General features: G+C 33.5%; 15 protein-coding genes and 3 pseudogenes. 3 read left to right on the forward strand and 15 right to left on the reverse strand.

Going from position 1 to position 15,723, the window contains the following annotated elements:
• Positions 1-6 precede the first annotated feature (6 nt).
• Positions 7-1,874, forward strand: a pseudogene (locus ACQ9BO_RS12385) (alpha-amylase family glycosyl hydrolase).
• A 60-nt stretch (positions 1,875-1,934) separates the two neighbouring features.
• Here the strand turns inward: ACQ9BO_RS12385 and ACQ9BO_RS12390 are convergent.
• The 8 genes and pseudogenes from ACQ9BO_RS12390 to rsfS form a co-directional block, all read right to left on the reverse strand.
• Complete coding sequence (locus ACQ9BO_RS12390) at positions 1,935-2,993, reverse strand: glycoside hydrolase family 130 protein (RefSeq protein ID WP_431244930.1); 1,059 nt, start codon at positions 2,991-2,993, stop codon at positions 1,935-1,937.
• Positions 2,994-3,062: 69 nt separating this feature from the next.
• Positions 3,063-3,845, reverse strand: a complete 783-nt coding sequence (locus tag ACQ9BO_RS12395) for a superoxide dismutase (protein ID WP_132990277.1) — start codon at positions 3,843-3,845, stop codon at positions 3,063-3,065.
• A 7-nt stretch (positions 3,846-3,852) separates the two neighbouring features.
• Entirely contained in the window at positions 3,853-4,122 is a 270-nt protein-coding gene (locus tag ACQ9BO_RS12400) for an acyl-CoA-binding protein (protein ID WP_132990278.1), read from the reverse strand.
• Positions 4,122-4,775 (reverse strand): phosphatidylserine decarboxylase family protein, encoded by a 654-nt coding sequence (locus ACQ9BO_RS12405; RefSeq protein ID WP_320566967.1) that lies wholly within the window; start codon positions 4,773-4,775, stop codon positions 4,122-4,124. Before ACQ9BO_RS12405 ends, ACQ9BO_RS12400 begins: the two co-directional genes overlap by 1 nt.
• Positions 4,765-5,656, reverse strand: a pseudogene (locus ACQ9BO_RS12410) (phosphatidate cytidylyltransferase). The gene ACQ9BO_RS12405 and the pseudogene ACQ9BO_RS12410 overlap by 11 nt, the downstream one beginning before the upstream one ends.
• Before the next feature lies 1 nt (position 5,657).
• A complete protein-coding gene (locus ACQ9BO_RS12415; protein ID WP_320566969.1) occupies positions 5,658-6,263 on the reverse strand; it encodes a lactate utilization protein B/C in 606 nt (201 codons plus the stop codon).
• A 114-nt stretch (positions 6,264-6,377) separates the two neighbouring features.
• Positions 6,378-8,303: pseudogene (ftsH, locus tag ACQ9BO_RS12420) on the reverse strand (ATP-dependent zinc metalloprotease FtsH).
• Positions 8,304-8,318: 15 nt separating this feature from the next.
• On the reverse strand, positions 8,319-8,690 hold the full coding sequence (gene rsfS, locus ACQ9BO_RS12425) for a ribosome silencing factor (protein WP_026729351.1): 372 nt from the start codon (positions 8,688-8,690) through the stop codon (positions 8,319-8,321).
• 93 nt (positions 8,691-8,783) lie between these two features.
• On the opposite strand from rsfS, the gene ACQ9BO_RS12430 reads away from it, so the two are divergent.
• The gene (locus tag ACQ9BO_RS12430) at positions 8,784-9,524 is read left to right on the forward strand and encodes a biotin--[acetyl-CoA-carboxylase] ligase (RefSeq protein WP_431244931.1); all 741 of its coding nucleotides are present in this window, start codon (positions 8,784-8,786) and stop codon (positions 9,522-9,524) included.
• A 47-nt stretch (positions 9,525-9,571) separates the two neighbouring features.
• Here ACQ9BO_RS12430 and ACQ9BO_RS12435 read toward each other — a convergent pair whose 3' ends face one another.
• The 3 genes from ACQ9BO_RS12435 to pyrE form a co-directional block, all read right to left on the reverse strand.
• Positions 9,572-10,231: a hypothetical protein gene (locus tag ACQ9BO_RS12435; protein WP_431244932.1), complete on the reverse strand. Its 660-nt coding sequence runs from the start codon at positions 10,229-10,231 to the stop codon at positions 9,572-9,574.
• 257 nt (positions 10,232-10,488) lie between these two features.
• Complete coding sequence (locus ACQ9BO_RS12440) at positions 10,489-10,881, reverse strand: SRPBCC family protein (RefSeq protein ID WP_132990285.1); 393 nt, start codon at positions 10,879-10,881, stop codon at positions 10,489-10,491.
• Between the two features lie 201 nt (positions 10,882-11,082).
• Positions 11,083-11,727, reverse strand: a complete 645-nt coding sequence (pyrE, locus tag ACQ9BO_RS12445) for an orotate phosphoribosyltransferase (protein ID WP_431244933.1) — start codon at positions 11,725-11,727, stop codon at positions 11,083-11,085.
• Between the two features lie 7 nt (positions 11,728-11,734).
• On the opposite strand from pyrE, the gene ACQ9BO_RS12450 reads away from it, so the two are divergent.
• Positions 11,735-12,373, forward strand: a complete 639-nt coding sequence (locus ACQ9BO_RS12450) for an NUDIX hydrolase (RefSeq protein WP_431244934.1) — start codon at positions 11,735-11,737, stop codon at positions 12,371-12,373.
• 66 nt (positions 12,374-12,439) lie between these two features.
• Here ACQ9BO_RS12450 and ACQ9BO_RS12455 read toward each other — a convergent pair whose 3' ends face one another.
• From ACQ9BO_RS12455 to ACQ9BO_RS12470, 4 genes are all read right to left on the reverse strand, one after another.
• A complete protein-coding gene (locus ACQ9BO_RS12455; protein ID WP_431244935.1) occupies positions 12,440-12,841 on the reverse strand; it encodes a hypothetical protein in 402 nt (133 codons plus the stop codon).
• Between the two features lie 241 nt (positions 12,842-13,082).
• Positions 13,083-13,673, reverse strand: coding sequence for a hypothetical protein (locus ACQ9BO_RS12460; protein WP_431244936.1), 591 nt, complete (start codon positions 13,671-13,673; stop codon positions 13,083-13,085).
• Positions 13,670-14,476, reverse strand: coding sequence for a hypothetical protein (locus ACQ9BO_RS12465; RefSeq protein WP_431244937.1), 807 nt, complete (start codon positions 14,474-14,476; stop codon positions 13,670-13,672). Before ACQ9BO_RS12465 ends, ACQ9BO_RS12460 begins: the two co-directional genes overlap by 4 nt.
• A 251-nt stretch (positions 14,477-14,727) precedes the next feature.
• On the reverse strand, positions 14,728-15,720 hold the full coding sequence (locus ACQ9BO_RS12470) for a hypothetical protein (protein ID WP_431244938.1): 993 nt from the start codon (positions 15,718-15,720) through the stop codon (positions 14,728-14,730).
• Positions 15,721-15,723: the final 3 nt, after the last annotated feature.

A 15,723-nucleotide genomic window follows, 5' to 3' on the forward strand; every position in this document is an offset into this window, starting at 1 on the left:
AAGAATATGATAAATAAACGATTTATTGTCGCGGGAATGGCGACAAGCATGCTTTTTTCGGCATGTAAAACACAAGATTTAAAAATGAATAACGCCAAAGAAGAAAATACTCCAGCAAATAAAGTGGTAGTTTATCAAGTTTTTACACGTTTGTTTGGAAATAAAAATACAACAAATAAACCTTGGGGAACGATCGAAGAAAATGGCGTTGGAAAGTTCAATGATTTTACTGACAAAGCACTTCATGAAATTAAAGATCTAGGCGTAACGTATATTTGGTACACTGGTGTACCTCATCATGCTCTGGTTCGTGATTATACTTCTTTCGGAATTTCAAACGATGATCCTGAAGTTGTTAAAGGTCGTGCAGGTTCTCCTTACGCAGTAAAAGATTATTATAATGTAAATCCAGATTTGGCGGAGAATCCAGCGAACAGATTGCAGGAATTTGAAGCTTTGATTTCTCGCACACACAAAGCAGGTTTGAAACTCATTATTGATATTGTTCCCAATCATATTGCGAGAAAATATGAAGGGAAAAATAATCCGGAAGGAGTAAGAGATTTCGGTGCCGATGATGATGTAACTGCTGAATACAAAAGAGATAACAACTTTTATTATATTCCGAATGCTCCTTTCGAAATTCCAGATGGCGATGTTCCTCTAAATGGAGAAAAAATCCGCTGATTGATGGCAAGTTTGCTGAAAATCCTGCAAAATGGACCGGAAATGGTTCTAGAAAAGCAAAACCTGACCAAAATGATTGGTACGAAACCGTAAAAGTAAATTATGGCGTTCGTCCTGATGGATCAAAAGATTTTCCTGAACTTCCTGCAGGATTTGATCAAAAATCATACAAAGATCATTTTGCTTTCTGGCAAGATAAAGATGTGCCAAGTTCTTGGAAAAAGTTTAAAGACATTGCTTTATATTGGACAGCAAAAGGTGTTGATGGTTTCCGCTATGATATGGCTGAAATGGTTCCGTATGAATTTTGGAGTTATATGAATTCGGCAATTAAAATGAAAAATCCAGATGCTTTTTTATTGGCTGAAGTTTATAATCCGAACGAATATCGAAATTACATTCGTTTAGGAAAAATGGATTATTTATATGACAAAGTTGAAACGTATGATAAACTAAAAGATGTAATTAGAGGAAAATCTTCGCCAGATGGTTTGTCAGATATTCAAAAAGGAATGGCCGATATAGAGCATCACATGCTTCACTTTTTGGATAATCATGATGAGCAACGTTTGGCAAGTCCTGAATTTGCAGGAACTCCAGAACGCGGAAAACCTTTAATGGTCGTTTCTACAACAATAAGCACTTCGCCTACGATGGTTTATTTTGGGCAAGAAGTAGGAGAGGCCGGAAATGAAGATGCTGGTTTCGGAAAGCGCTCGAGAACTTCAATTTTTGATTATATTGGAGTTCCAAATCATCAAAAATGGATGAACGATGGAAAGTTTGATGGCGGAAAATTATCTGATTCAGAGAAAAATCTGCGTGATTTTTATAAAAGATTGCTGAATTTTTCCATTAAGAGTTCAGCTTTAATGGGAAGTTTTCAAGAAATCCAATCTGCAAATCGTCAGAATGCAGGATATGACGAATTGATTTATTCGTACACAAGATGGTCTGAAAAACAAAAATTGATCGTTGTTGCTAATTTTTCATCTGAAAAAACAAGTGAATTCGAGTTGAAAGTGCCTGCTGATGTGATTTCAAAATGGAAACTGAAAGATGGTTCGTATGTTTTGGTTGATAAATTGTATTCAGAAAATAAAACCTATTTTACGGTAAAGAATGGAGAAGGAGTAGCGAGAGTAAAAATAAAGCCTTCCGAATCGTTTATTTATGAGGTGAATTAGTCAAGAGTATTAAAATCAATGAAAACAGGTTTAGGATATGTTCTGAATCTGTTTTTGTTTTTAAATAGCAACTAATAGTGACAAAATTTCTTTAATTGAAAATTGAGCGCCACAAACAAATTCATCTGATGCGCCATAATAAATTATAAGTGTATCGCCATCAGGTTCTATAATATGTCCGTTGGTAAAAACGACATTTCCGAAAAACCCGCTTAATTCATAGTCTGTTGAGGGAAACATGATGGGATCTTCAGTTCTGGAAATTACTTTTGAAGGATGATTTAAATCCATCAAAAAAGCGCCTAAACAATATTGATGTTGTTCATTGGCGCCATGATAAATTTCCAACCAGCCTTTTTCAGTTTTAATCGGAGCGGCGCCGGCACCAACTCTTTTGCTGTCCCAGAAATTTTTTCGGGTTTTGATAATGCATTTATGATTTCCCCAATGAATGCCATCAGGCGAAGAAGTAATCCAGATATAATTGCCACCAAGATCAACACTGCTCGGGCGATGCAAAGCATAAAATAATCCGTTTATTTTTTCTTCAAAAATTGCGCAGTCTTTATTGTGTGGAGGCAAAATCATTCCATGTTTTTGAAAGGCTTTCCAATCTGTCGTGGTACGCAATCCAACTCCAACACCATTTTCCGAAACAGAAGTAAAAGTTAGATAATATTTCCCTTCGAGGAATGAAACTCTACAATCTTCAATTCCAAAAGTCTCTAAAATTCCTTCACCAACTAAAAGTGGATAATCTTCTGGTTCATAAAAATGATGTCCGTCTTCACTGCAGAGTAGTCTAATATGCGAAAGTGTTGTCAAGTGATCATTTCCTTTATAATTAATAACCCGAGCATCTGTTGCGATTAATTCTGGGTGGTCTTTTAGAATTTCAATGATTTGAATCGTTCCCGTTTCTGTTAAAATTGGAAACGAAATAATGTTTTCAATTTGTTTTGGTCTTTCTGCCACTCGAACCGCCAGCCATATTTTATTTTGGAACCGAAATACACCCGGATTTAGAAGACAGGTGATTTCTAATCCTTCTCTGCTTGGAGGTAGATCTGCTGGAGCTAAAAGCGGATTTTCTATAAAACGGTTAGCAATATCTTTCATGTTTTCTCAAAATAAACATTAAGATATAAAAAAAGCTGATACATTTTTGAGTATCAGCTTTTTTATGATTTATACTTTTTTGACTTTCTTCAAAGCCTCGACGTAATTTTCGTTCACTTTTTCCCAATTTATATGTTTGTAAAAAGCGTCTATATAACTTCCTTTTCTGTTTTGGTAGTCCAAATAATAAGCATGTTCCCATAAATCAATTCCTAAAATTGGAGTTCCAGGAATCAAAGCATTTTTCATTAAAGGATTGTCCTGATTGTCTGTAGTCGTAATTTGCAGTTTGCCATAACGATCAACAACCAGCCATACCCAGCCAGAACCAAATTGTTTTTCGGCCTGTCCTTTAAATTGATTTGTCAAATTGTTGAATGAGCCAAATTCCTTATTGATCGATCCTGAAAGGGTGTCTTTAGGAGTCTGTTCTTTCGGTGTCAAAACATTAAAATACAATGTATGATTGTAATAACCTCCAGCATTTTGACGAAGCTTAGCATTGCTAAGATCCATTTTCTTTAGAATATCTTCGATTGGCATATTTTCATACTCAGTCGCAACGATTTCTTTGTTTAAATTATTCGTGAACGTAACATAGTGTTTGGAATAATGTGATTCTAAAGTTAGCGAACGAATATCTGGTGCTAAACCGTCATAACCAAATGGCAGTTTTGTAAGTCCAAAGGAGCCTGGATCTATAGTCACCTGATCAGGAGTTCCTATGGTAATTTTTTCTTCTTTAGTTGGAAGAGGCACTTCAACAACTTCAGTCAGTTTATTACCGTCATTACAAGAAAATAACACAAAAAATGAAGCTAAAATGCCAAAACGAGTAATGTTTCTCTTCATGATTAATTTATTTTGATGTTAGTGAATTGATGATTTCGATATAATTTTCTTTTGCTTCTTCAATAGAAATATGACTAATCTGCATCCAAGCATTTGTTTTGAAGGCATCTCTCAAATCAAAATTTTGTGATTGATTGTAAACTGCTGTTCCAAATGTAGCTTGTTTGTAATATGCATAAAGCCTTAACTGCACATCCTGTGGCAGTGAGGCTTGAGTCATTTGCATGGCAGTTTCAACAGCCTCTGAAAAACGTGTATCTAAATCCTTTTCAGTCATCAAGCTTTTTTAGCTATAATCGTTTTTCCGCCAATTGCTTTTTGGCCTAAAACCACATCAATTGGAGTACCTAAAGGTAAAAATAAATCTACTCTTGAACCAAATTTTATAAAACCAGCATCAGTTCCTTGAACAACTTGCATTCCTTCTTTTGCGTAGTTTACAATTCTGCGTGCCAAAGCTCCAGCGATTTGTCTGTAAAGAACGGCTCCAAAAGTATCATTTTCGATAACCACTGTGGTTCTTTCGTTTTCCTCACTTGCTTTAGGGTGCCACGCCACCAAAAATTTCCCTGGATGGTATTTACTGAATTTTATAATTCCGTCCATTGCGTAACGTGTTACGTGTACGTTGATTGGAGACATAAAGATAGAAACCTGTAAACGTTTATCTTTGAAGTACTCTCCTTCGTAAACTTCTTCAATAACCACTACTTTTCCATCAACCGGTGCAAGAACGTGATCGCTATTGCGAATTGCAATTCTTTTAGGATTTCTAAAGAATTGTAAAATAATAATCAAAACTACTACGCCAAAAATTTGAACAAGCATTCTAAGCCATGTGATATCAATAAACTTTTCAGCTATTAAAAGCAAGGCTACTGCAAAAACGGTACCTATTAAAATCGATGGTCCTCCTTCTTTATGAAACATAATATAAAATTTGATAAAATAAAAATATAATTGGTGCTACAAATATAACACTATCTAAGCGATCTAAGATGCCTCCATGCCCGGGCATTATTGAGTCGCTGTCTTTTACCCCAGCAATTCGTTTAAATTTGGATTCAATCAAATCTCCAATTGTGCCAAAAATACTCACAATTACAGCAATTATGGTCCAAATTAAGATTGATTTGCCGCTGAATTCAGGATTAGGCTGAATGTACAATTTTGATATTAAAAAACCTGCAAAAGCGGCGAAAATTGCGCCGCCCAGAAATCCTTCAACTGTTTTTTTAGGAGAAACTCTTTCGAATAATTTGTGTTTTCCCATTGATTTTCCAACCAAATAAGCAAAAGTGTCATTGGTCCAAATCAAAATGAATAAGCCTAAAATGATTTTTGGGTTATAATCATTGGTTCCAAAAGAGATTTTAACGATAAAAATAAAAGGAAGCGTTATGTAGCCTAATAAATATAAATATTTAGAAGATGTGCTTATTTTTTGAACCGAGTCATAAAATAAAAACAAAATACATTTTATTGAAACCACTAAAGTAACCGCAAGCAAGATTAAATCTAGTTGTTTAATATTGATATTCAAATCTAAGTCAGATTTGAAAGCATCATTCAAAAACAATGTAGTTTCTTTATTGTAATGACTAATCAATAAAACTGCTCGCATAAGTCAAAGTTCCAAAAACAATTGAAAATATTTTGTTCAGATTGACTAGATTACTGAATTCATAAATCGTAATGATCAAGAAGACACCGAAAAGAATAATAAAGCTTTCAGTCGAAAACAGAATAGAGGTAAGCAATAAAGCGATATAAACAGCACCAGAGATGGTTCTCTTCAACGTTTCGTTCATCTTAAAGATCTTCTAAAAGCAGTAAATAAAGATTTTTTGCAACACTTCCGTATTGTGTAAAATCTTCCTCTTTTGCCTTTTCGAAATATTTTATTGTGGTAATGTTAGTTGGATAGTCACGTTCGTACTTGCGTTTAATTGCGCTTAAGCCGTCGCTTTTCATTGGTAAAATCTGGCTCGTTGTAGCAATTATTACAATGTTTGCAGGAAGTTCATTAGGTTTGTCTTGTCTGATTTGTTTGGAAGAAAACAAAATGGAACCTTCGTCAGCAATTAAGTTTTCGCATGAAGCCAATAAAAATCTTGGATTTCTAGGTGAAATGTAAGTCAGTTTATTTTCTTCTAATAAATGAAATAAAGCAGGCTCGTAACATAAAACTTCGTTTTCAAACCAATCATTTTCTTCTAATATGTTTTCAAATTGTTCAGCAACTTCTTGTGTGTTTTCACAATACAAAAATTTACCGCCATTTTTCTTAAAGTTAAAAATGAATTGTTCGTCTATAGATAAATGACTGTTCTGAATAGGATTTCCTCCGTATTCGCTTTCGTGCTCTTCGTCTGAAGCAGATTCACTCGAACCAAATATTTTTTTGAAAAAATTCATTTTTATATGAAATACTTTACATGTTAATTGAAAACGTTCAAAGATAAAAAAATCTTAATTCAAAAGGCGATTTTGAATTAAGATTTTAAAAAATATTACATATTTCTGTGCAATTTACGAAACCACTTCTTCCAGATTTTTGTCAAAAGTTCGTTTTCCGAAAATTGTTTCTAAGTCATCTTTAAAAATAACTTCTTTTTCTATCAGTATATCAGCAAGTTGGTTTAACTTATCTTTGTTTTCTTCAAGAATTTGAATAGCTCTTTGATATTGGCCTTCAATTAACTCTGAAATTTCAGCATCAATAATTTTTGCTGTTTCATCAGAATATGGTTTAGAGAAACTGTATTCACTTTGTCCGCTTGAATCATAATACGTAACATTCCCGATTTTATCATTCAAACCATAAATTGTTACCATAGCACGGGCTTGACGTGTTACTTTTTCTAAATCACTCAATGCGCCAGTTGAAATTCTGTCAAAAGTTACTTTTTCAGCGACTCTTCCGCCCATTGTAGCACACATTTCGTCCAGCATTTGGTCGGTTCTCACGATTTGTCTTTCTTCTGGCAAGTACCAAGCGGCTCCTAAACTTTGTCCACGAGGAACAATTGTTACTTTAATAAGTGGTGCGGCGTGTTCTAACATCCAGCTAACAGTTGCGTGACCAGCTTCGTGAATTGCGATTGCTCTTTTTTCGTCTGGAGTAATGATTTTGTTTTTCTTTTCAAGACCACCAATAATTCTATCGACAGCATCAAGGAAATCTTGTCTGTCAACGGCATCTTTATTGTTACGAGCCGCAATTAATGCCGCTTCGTTACAAACATTAGCAATATCAGCACCAGAGAAACCTGGAGTTTGTTTGGCTAAGAAATCTAAATCAAGACCTTCAACTTTTTTGATAGGAGCTAAGTGAACTTTAAAAATTTCAGCTCTCTCACGAATATCTGGTAAGTCAACGAAAATTTGTCTGTCAAAACGTCCTGCACGCATCAAAGCTTTGTCAAGAACGTCAGCTCTGTTTGTTGCGGCCAAAACAATTACGTTTGAGTTTGTACCAAAACCGTCCATTTCTGTCAATAATTGGTTCAAAGTATTTTCTCTCTCGTCGTTTCCGCCTGACATATTGCTTTTTCCTCTTGCTCTACCAACAGCATCAATTTCGTCAATGAAAATGATAGCAGGAGATTTTTCTTTTGCTTGTTTGAATAAGTCACGTACGCGAGATGCACCAACTCCAACAAACATTTCAACGAAATCAGAACCTGATAATGAGAAGAAAGGTACTTGAGCTTCACCAGCAACAGCTTTTGCTAGTAAAGTTTTACCAGTTCCAGGAGGTCCTACAAGTAAAGCTCCTTTAGGGATTTTACCTCCTAAATTTGTGTATTTTTCTGGGTTTTTAAGGAATTCAACGATTTCTTGAATCTCTTCTTTTGCACCTTCTAAACCAGCAACATCTTTAAATGTTGTTTTGATATCTGTTTTTTCGTCAAAAGTTTCGCTTTAGATTTTCCGATATTGAAAATCTGTCCGCCTCCGCCAGCGCCTCCGCCAGACATTTTGCGCATGATGAAAATCCAAACACCAATAATGATGATAATTGGAAGAAGGCTGATTAAGATGTCGCTCCAATTGTTTTTTTGCAAGAAATTGAAATCTTTTAGTTTTCCTTCGCTTACTGCTTTTTCAAGTTTAGTTTGGAAAATTTGATCATTACCAATTTCTAACGTATAGTGTGGTCCTTTATTTACATTTTTAAAAATGTCTTTAGAAACCTTTTCGTTTGCTTTATCTTTTAGCGTCTGCGACTGTTAGATAAACCTCAGCTTCGGCTTTATTATAAACGATAACTTTTTCAATTTGGCCTTTTTCTAAAAGCGTATTGAATTTAGAAGAAGTCAATTGAGCGGGCTCGCTTAAGTTAGATCCTCCGGTTGCAAAACTTATAAATAAAAAAACTAAAAGTATTGCGGTATATATTAACCAAGGACTTATTTTAAATTTATTCGGATTTGGATTATTATCTTTAGCCATTAGAAAAATTTTTCTTTAGTATTTGTTTTCGATTGTAGTTATTTTGGCGTCACCCCAAAGGCTCTCGATATTATAGTATTCACGAATGTGTTTTTGGAAAACATGTACCACGATATGCACATAATCCATCAGAACCCATTCTGCATTATCGGTTCCTTCTACGTGCCAAGGTTTGTCTTTTAAGTCTTTAGATACTGTTTTCTGTATAGAGTTTACTATGGCGTTAACTTGAGTGTTTGAAGTTCCGTTGCAAATAACAAAATAGTCGCATACAGCGGTATCTATATCTCTTAAGTCAAGAATATCGATATCATTCCCTTTTACTTCTTCAATCCCTTTGATTATGTTCGCCAATAGAACATCATTATTAATAGTCTTTTTCGCCATGAATTATTTTTATGAATTTGTAAAGTTACCAAAATTTGTGATTATTTTTGAACCTTAACAAAATATTAAATTAAGTTAATTTAAATTATTTAGATGAAACTAATCAAACTCGATGCCATAGATTCTACAAATGACTTTCTAAAGGCATTGTCAAGCCAAGATGAACTTGAGAATTTTACGGTGGTAACGGCTGAAAATCAGACGAAAGGAAAGGGGCAAATGGGAGCGAAATGGCAGTCTGAATCGGGTAAAAACTTAATTATGAGTGCCTTGGTAAAAGATTTTATATTTGATAATGAACAGGTTTTTAATTTAAGTTTAATTGTCTCATTAAGTGTAATTGAAGTCTTAAAATCATTAAATATTCCCGAATTAAGCATAAAATGGCCAAACGACATTATGTCATACAATAAAAAAGTTGGTGGCATATTAATCGAAAATACCATCAAAAGTGATGGCAGAATCGTGTCAGTTGTCGGATTAGGGCTAAATGTCAATCAGACAAATTTTGACGAATTGCCAAATGCTTCTTCATTAGCAGTTATTTTAGGTGAAGCTTTAAATAAAGATCTTTTGCCAGAAATGATTGTTGAAAAAATAAAAGAGAAAATTAATTCTTGGGAAAATAACTCACTCCAGTTTTGGGACAATTATTATAATACATTATTCCGAAAAGGTGTTCCAATGCCTTTTAAAAACTTGCATCCGAATTCATCTAGACGAAATTTTATGGGAATTATCCAAGGTGTTTCTTCGATTGGAAAATTGCAGGTTTTATTAGAAGATGATTCGGTTTCAGAGTTTGATATCAAAGAAATTCAGATGCTTTATTAAAAAAGATTCTAAGTTTCTAAGATACTAAGATTCTAAGTTTTTATTTTCTAAATCTGTTGAATTGCTTTTTTGGGTTTCGGCTCTATTTTTCTATTCCAATAAATGATGTAGAATGTTCCTAAAATGGAAGGCATAATCCAAGCGATCAAAGTTCCGATTCCTAATCCTGCGACTATATATGCGGTAATAGAAGCGATTAGAGCGCCCATCATTTTTCCGATATGTTTTGAAAGCCAGTTTCTGTTGGTTTCTGAGAAGTTTTTGAAAAAGATAAAATCTTTTACGGTCATAAAAAGCCCAAATCCGCCGAAAAATGTAAATAATATTCCGTTCGTTATTTGATTTAGTTGGCAATACAAACCTATAGAAATCATTATTGCTGAAAAGAAAAGCATTGTTCCAGAAATTATTTTGTCTGTCAAATCAGCTTTTGGTTTTGTTTTAAAGCTTAAAGCTCTGTTTCCTGAAACCACAAGATAAATAGTGAATAATCCGATAAGGAATAAAAAGATGTTTTGATGTTTTGGCATCCAGCAGATTGGCACTGAAATAAGCGAACTTGTAATCATTCCGATTGAGAATAATTTCCCCATTCGTTTGTGAAGTTTTCCTCCTTTTTTGACAACGATACTTCCAATTCCTGTAATTAATCCGATTCCTCCAAAAAATGCGTGAATGTAAATTAAAATCTTAATAGCTGGTTCCATTTTGATATGTTTTAGTTTGATGATTCAAACTTCCATCAATATTTTAACGGAAAATAATTTTTGTCGCCGAACTGTGTTTTTTTGAGGATGAAGTGTTTTTTTTGGAAGGTTCTAAGATGCTAAGATTCTAAGGTTCTAAGTTTTTTACCATACTAGAAAACAAATCTCTTTAATCTGCAAAATCTGCGTGAAACAAAAAAAGTCCAATCGTTAGATTGGACTTTCATTTATAATTCACAATTAATAATTCACCATTATTAAAGCTTGTTCATATTGTTTGCAAGGGTTTCAATAAACTTGCTGATTGGCCCTTTGATCATCATGGCCATCATAGCGTTGAATTCGCCTTCAAAGAATAATTGAACTGCGCTTTCAGAATCAGAAACACTATCAATGTTTGAAGTCAAAGTAAACGGAAGCTTGTCGCTTGCGGCGCCCAGAACGATTTTGTTTGGTGCTACTTTATCTTTCATTTTTAATTTGATTTCCGGCATCCCTTTCAATCCAAAAATAAAAGCGTCTTCGCCAGTCACTTCAAATTTAGCGATATTGTCTGGCATTAATTTTTCGAAATTCTTTACGTCAGTCAGTTGATCAAATAAATCTTGAGCTGATTTCTGAACAGTAACTTTTGGACTTTCTAAGTTCATAAGGTATTTTTTTGTTTTTGTTTTTCTTGTTTTTTTAGCGAAAAGGAAGCAAAGTTAGGTTTTATGTAAATTCCAATTTTCTAAATCCCAAAAAGAGCGAAGCGATTTTAAGAAAATCTAAAATCTAAAATCTAAAATCTAAAATCTAAAATCTAAAATCTAAAATCTAAAATCTAAAATCTAAAATCTAAAATCTAAAATCTATTCTTGTCCCCAAGTCGATGGACTTGCGTTCCATTCCAATAAAGTTGATTGTTGATCTTCTGTGATATATTGTTTTTGAACAGCTAAGCTTAAAAGATTTTCGTAATTGCTCAAAGTAAATAAATCAATATTTGCTTCTTTGAAATTTTCTTCAGCAACACCAAAACCATATGTGAAGATCGCGACCATACCTTTAATATTAGCACCTTCGCTTCTTAACGCTTCAACAGCCATCAAACTGCTTTTTCCAGTACTAATCAAATCTTCAACAACTACAACATTTTGACCCTTTTGTAAAAAACCTTCCACTTGGTTTTGTCTTCCGTGTTTTTTAGGTTCCGGACGCACATATACGAAAGGAAGCCCTAAACTTTCGGCAACCAAAATTCCAACACCAATGGCTCCAGTAGCAACACCAGCAATCACATCGGGCTTTCCAAATTGTTTTTCAATGTTTTTAGCAAATTCATCACGAACATAGTTTCTGATGCTCGGAAATGAAAGAATTAACCTATTATCACAGTAAATAGGCGATTTCCAACCAGAAGCCCACGTAAAAGGATTTTCGGGATTCAATTTAATTGCATTTATTTGCAAAAGCAATTCGGCTGTTTTTTCGGCAGTATCTTTATTAAAAATCATAATACAAATGTATAAAGTTTTTGTAAACGACAAACCACTTTTTTTGACAAATGAAATCTCTAAAGAAACAGATTTCCAATTGTTCTTGTTAGAAAGTATTGATATCGAACAGCTTATTATAAAAATTTTTCAAAATAAAATTCAAAAAGCTATTCTATATCATCCAGATGAAAGTGAGATCATGAAAACCCTTAAGGCCAAAATTCCGGTAAATAAAGCGGGCGGAGGCTTTGTCTATAATAAGAAAGGCGAAGTCTTATTCATCTTTAGAAACGGAAAATGGGATTTGCCAAAAGGCGGTATTGAGAAAGGGGAAGACATTGAAGCGACGGCTATGCGTGAGGTAGAGGAGGAGACAGGAGTAAACAAGCTTCGTATTACGAATAAACTTCAAAAAACCTATCATATCTTTAAACGTAACGGAAAATACAAACTTAAAATCACGCATTGGTTCGAAATGCAATCTGATTTTGAAGGAACTCCACATGGTCAACTAGAAGAAGGAATCGAAAAAGTTGCTTGGTTAAATCGAGAACAAATCAAAGAAGCACTTAAAAATTCTTATGAAAACATTAAATTATTGTTTCAGGAAGAAAATACAATTCCGGTAGATCTAAAAGCAAAAAAAGAAAACTTAGAATCTTAAATTTGGATTCCATAATGGTATCAAAAAGCCCAATACTAAATATTGGGCTTTTTTTTGTCTTTAGTTTTATTTGTTTGTAATAAACAAAGTAGGTCCGCAGGTACCTTTTTCGCTTTCACCAACAGAATGAATAGATCCTTTCTCAAAATTATCTTTAAAAGTTAGGCTAATCATTTCTTGATTATCATTTCCATTTACAATTATGCTTCCGGCTGGTTGCGCTTCAATAGTCCACTGAATTTTTGTAGCATTTAATGAGCTATTGTAGTAAAAAGCAGAAGTAGATTCTGGTTTAGCAACACAAGTTGCATTATTGTCCTTGTCAAAGAAAACTGTACTTCCAGAGATATAGCAATAAGTTCCTTGTAAGTTTGAAGGTATGCTGGATTTAGTGCTGGCTTCAGCTTTTTCATCATTAGAGCAAGAAACAATCGCAAGTGCGGTAAATAAGAAGATTAGTTTTTTCATTTTGCTTTTTGTTTTCGTTATATTTTATAGTACAAAAAGCTTGAAAAGGTTGCGTTCGAAGATTGATTTTTAAACAGAAATAGCAGGGCGTGCCACCATTCCGATAAAAGGGCTAATTCAGTTTGCGCATATTCGCCCTTTTATCGGGATGCTGTCGGGCTATCCGCGCTACTTCGGTAGCCAGCTTCTATCCCTCACGCGGCGCCAAACTTTGTCTTTATTTTTTTTAATGCTTAAAGTTTCAATTTAATGTATTCAATTTTAGAATTTCATTTTTTAACTCTTCAGGTGTTACCGGATTGAATTGCAAATCCTTTTCAGATTTTTCGCTAGTTGTAGTTTCTTTAATGGCTAAAAATGGTTTGCCTTCAAAATATTTAATAGCAACAATTGTAATTTTCTCTTTTAAAAGCGAATTGTAAAAAATAGCTTTTTTAGGACTTAATGCGCCTTTCATAATTGATTTAAAACGATGGTAAATAATATTTATCGACACATTGCTTTCATCTTCAACAATAACACCATAATTAAATACCATTGACGGAATATAGCTCAAAAATCGATCGCAATTTATATATCCTAGATTTGTACTATTGAAAATATAATAACTAATTTCATCTGCCTTTTTGTTTTCATCAGTTTTTGTAACATACGGTTCTACAGCGATTCTATTGTTGTAATTATTTGAGGAGGAAATATTGGAGTCTCCTGACTGTAGAGTAATTGGTATAGAGTACATATAGTTTACAGGAACACTGTTTATTTTGCCAGGAGTAAATTTTCCAAGTTTTTTGAGAACTCTAAGAAATTCTTCATCAGCGACTCTGCTCAAACCTTTTTTATCTTAACATCAGTGACGTTTCCTTCTTTGTTTACAACAAAAGTAGCATATATTTTGCCGCTAATTTCTTCGTCAGGACGTCTGTAGTTATTACCAATAAATTTGTAAAATGCATCCTTTCCGCCAATATAAACGGGCATTTCGTCAACATTCTCAAAAGTCTCACTTAGATCAAACGAACTTTTGTCGACAATCCAATTGATTTGATCTTTTTGCCAGTTTCCATAAAAAAGCCGCATTTTGTCTCTAGCGATTTTTTGAGGAAAAGCAATTTCGATGTTCGTTCCCTTTTTTAAATCACATTTTTCGCCATTTGCTGTTGCAGAAATATCAAGCATACCGCCGGTTTCTAATAATTTCCCGTTAGAAGTTGTCGAAAGTCCGCCCAAAATCATATCGGAAATAGCGTAATATTCCTTAACCGATATTTTAATTTTCCCTGTTGCTTCTTTTCCTGTTTTAAGAAAAACAAAAGAATTTGCTTTAATGGTAATTTTGGTTTTCTCCGCACAGATAATTGTTGTATCCTTCTGGTTGTTGATCAAAAAGAATTGTGGCTTTTTGTCATTTTTAATGAAAAAATCGGCTAATAACTTTCTGTCTTCAGCCAAACTACTTTTTGACGAGTCAACAGCTACGGAATCCTTCTTTAAAGAATCTTCCAAAACAGTTTTCTTTTCAGTTTTTAGCCCCGAAGCGTTGGGATTAGATTTAAGATTATCCTCTTTTGACTCATTTTTACATGAAGAAATACCTAAAATAAAAACAACTAGAAGTACAGGTTTAAATTTCATCAGACAAGTTTATTAAATGAAATATTTTTACATAAATACAGCACAAGCAAATCCACAAAGTATATTCGTTTTTGTGCTTTGATATTTTTTTCTTTTCGGACATGTATTACAAATCCAAGCGAACGCGTTAGGAAATGCTATTTTATTTCAAATATAAAATCTTGAAATTGAATATAGTTGCGGGAAACCGTAAATGTTATTTTTTCTGACAAAGAAATTAGTATAACGATAGCGCAGATTTGTAATCTGCGTTATCGGGATTTAACATTAAACACAAATGTGTCAACATCATCAATGTAGAAGAGTATTAATTTCGGCTTTTTAATAATGCCAAAAGGTAAATGAACTTCTATGTTGTCTTTAACTTCAATACTTACATTGTGAGGTTCTAATTTGCCTAATAAGGCTAGCTTTGCTAGATTGCCGTTTTTTTCATAATCGCCTTCAAATCTGCTTATATTCTCAATAGAATCAATTGGGATTTCTAACGAATTAAAAAGCCCGTAACGAATTATAATTTTTTCGGACAAAATACTATGTCTTCTAAAAATTATTGCTTTTAATTGCCCGGTTAGATTTAGCAAAAGGTAAATGTGTAAGACCAAAAATAAGATTGCGCCCTTTTTGCTGTGCGAAATAAGTAGCATATGCATCGTTGCGGCTTCGGCAATCGAGGCCAGCATTAGGCCAATATAAATGGCAGATACTCCACTGTTTTTATATCCGGTAAATTGGTTTTCAGGAGTTTTGTTGTTTGTCCATTTTATAAAACAGTAATAGAGCGAACAAATTTCGAATGTTATTATTTGGCCTAATTTTTTAAACTTAATAGATTTTTGTAAAGAATGAGTAATTACATCGTAATCGTCCTGGCTTTCGTTATTGGTTAGTTTTATGTTTTTTTTTAAGTTTAAAATAAATTGAATGGCTGTCCATATCAAAAACAAAAGAAATGCAATATTGAAATAAATTTTCCAATCAAAAATAACTTTAAAAAAGTTGCCTTCCATTGGGAATATAAAAGGTGTTATTTTGAAAGCCAAATAGAAAACAAACCAAAAGGTGAGTTCTGTTTTTTCTTTTCGACTCAAAAAATAGTACACAACAGGAGCAACAATTAGAAAAAGTGCTGTTAAAACTGAAAACGAAAGAGCGTTGTCTTTTGAAGTAAAATAAAAAGTTATTAGCAACAGAATTGTTTCTATAATTCCAAAAATAAGAAGAGCATTGTATTTTTTTATCATAGT

The sequence above is a fragment of the Flavobacterium sp. P21 genome (assembly GCF_050632225.1).
GTDB lineage: Bacteria > Bacteroidota > Bacteroidia > Flavobacteriales > Flavobacteriaceae > Flavobacterium.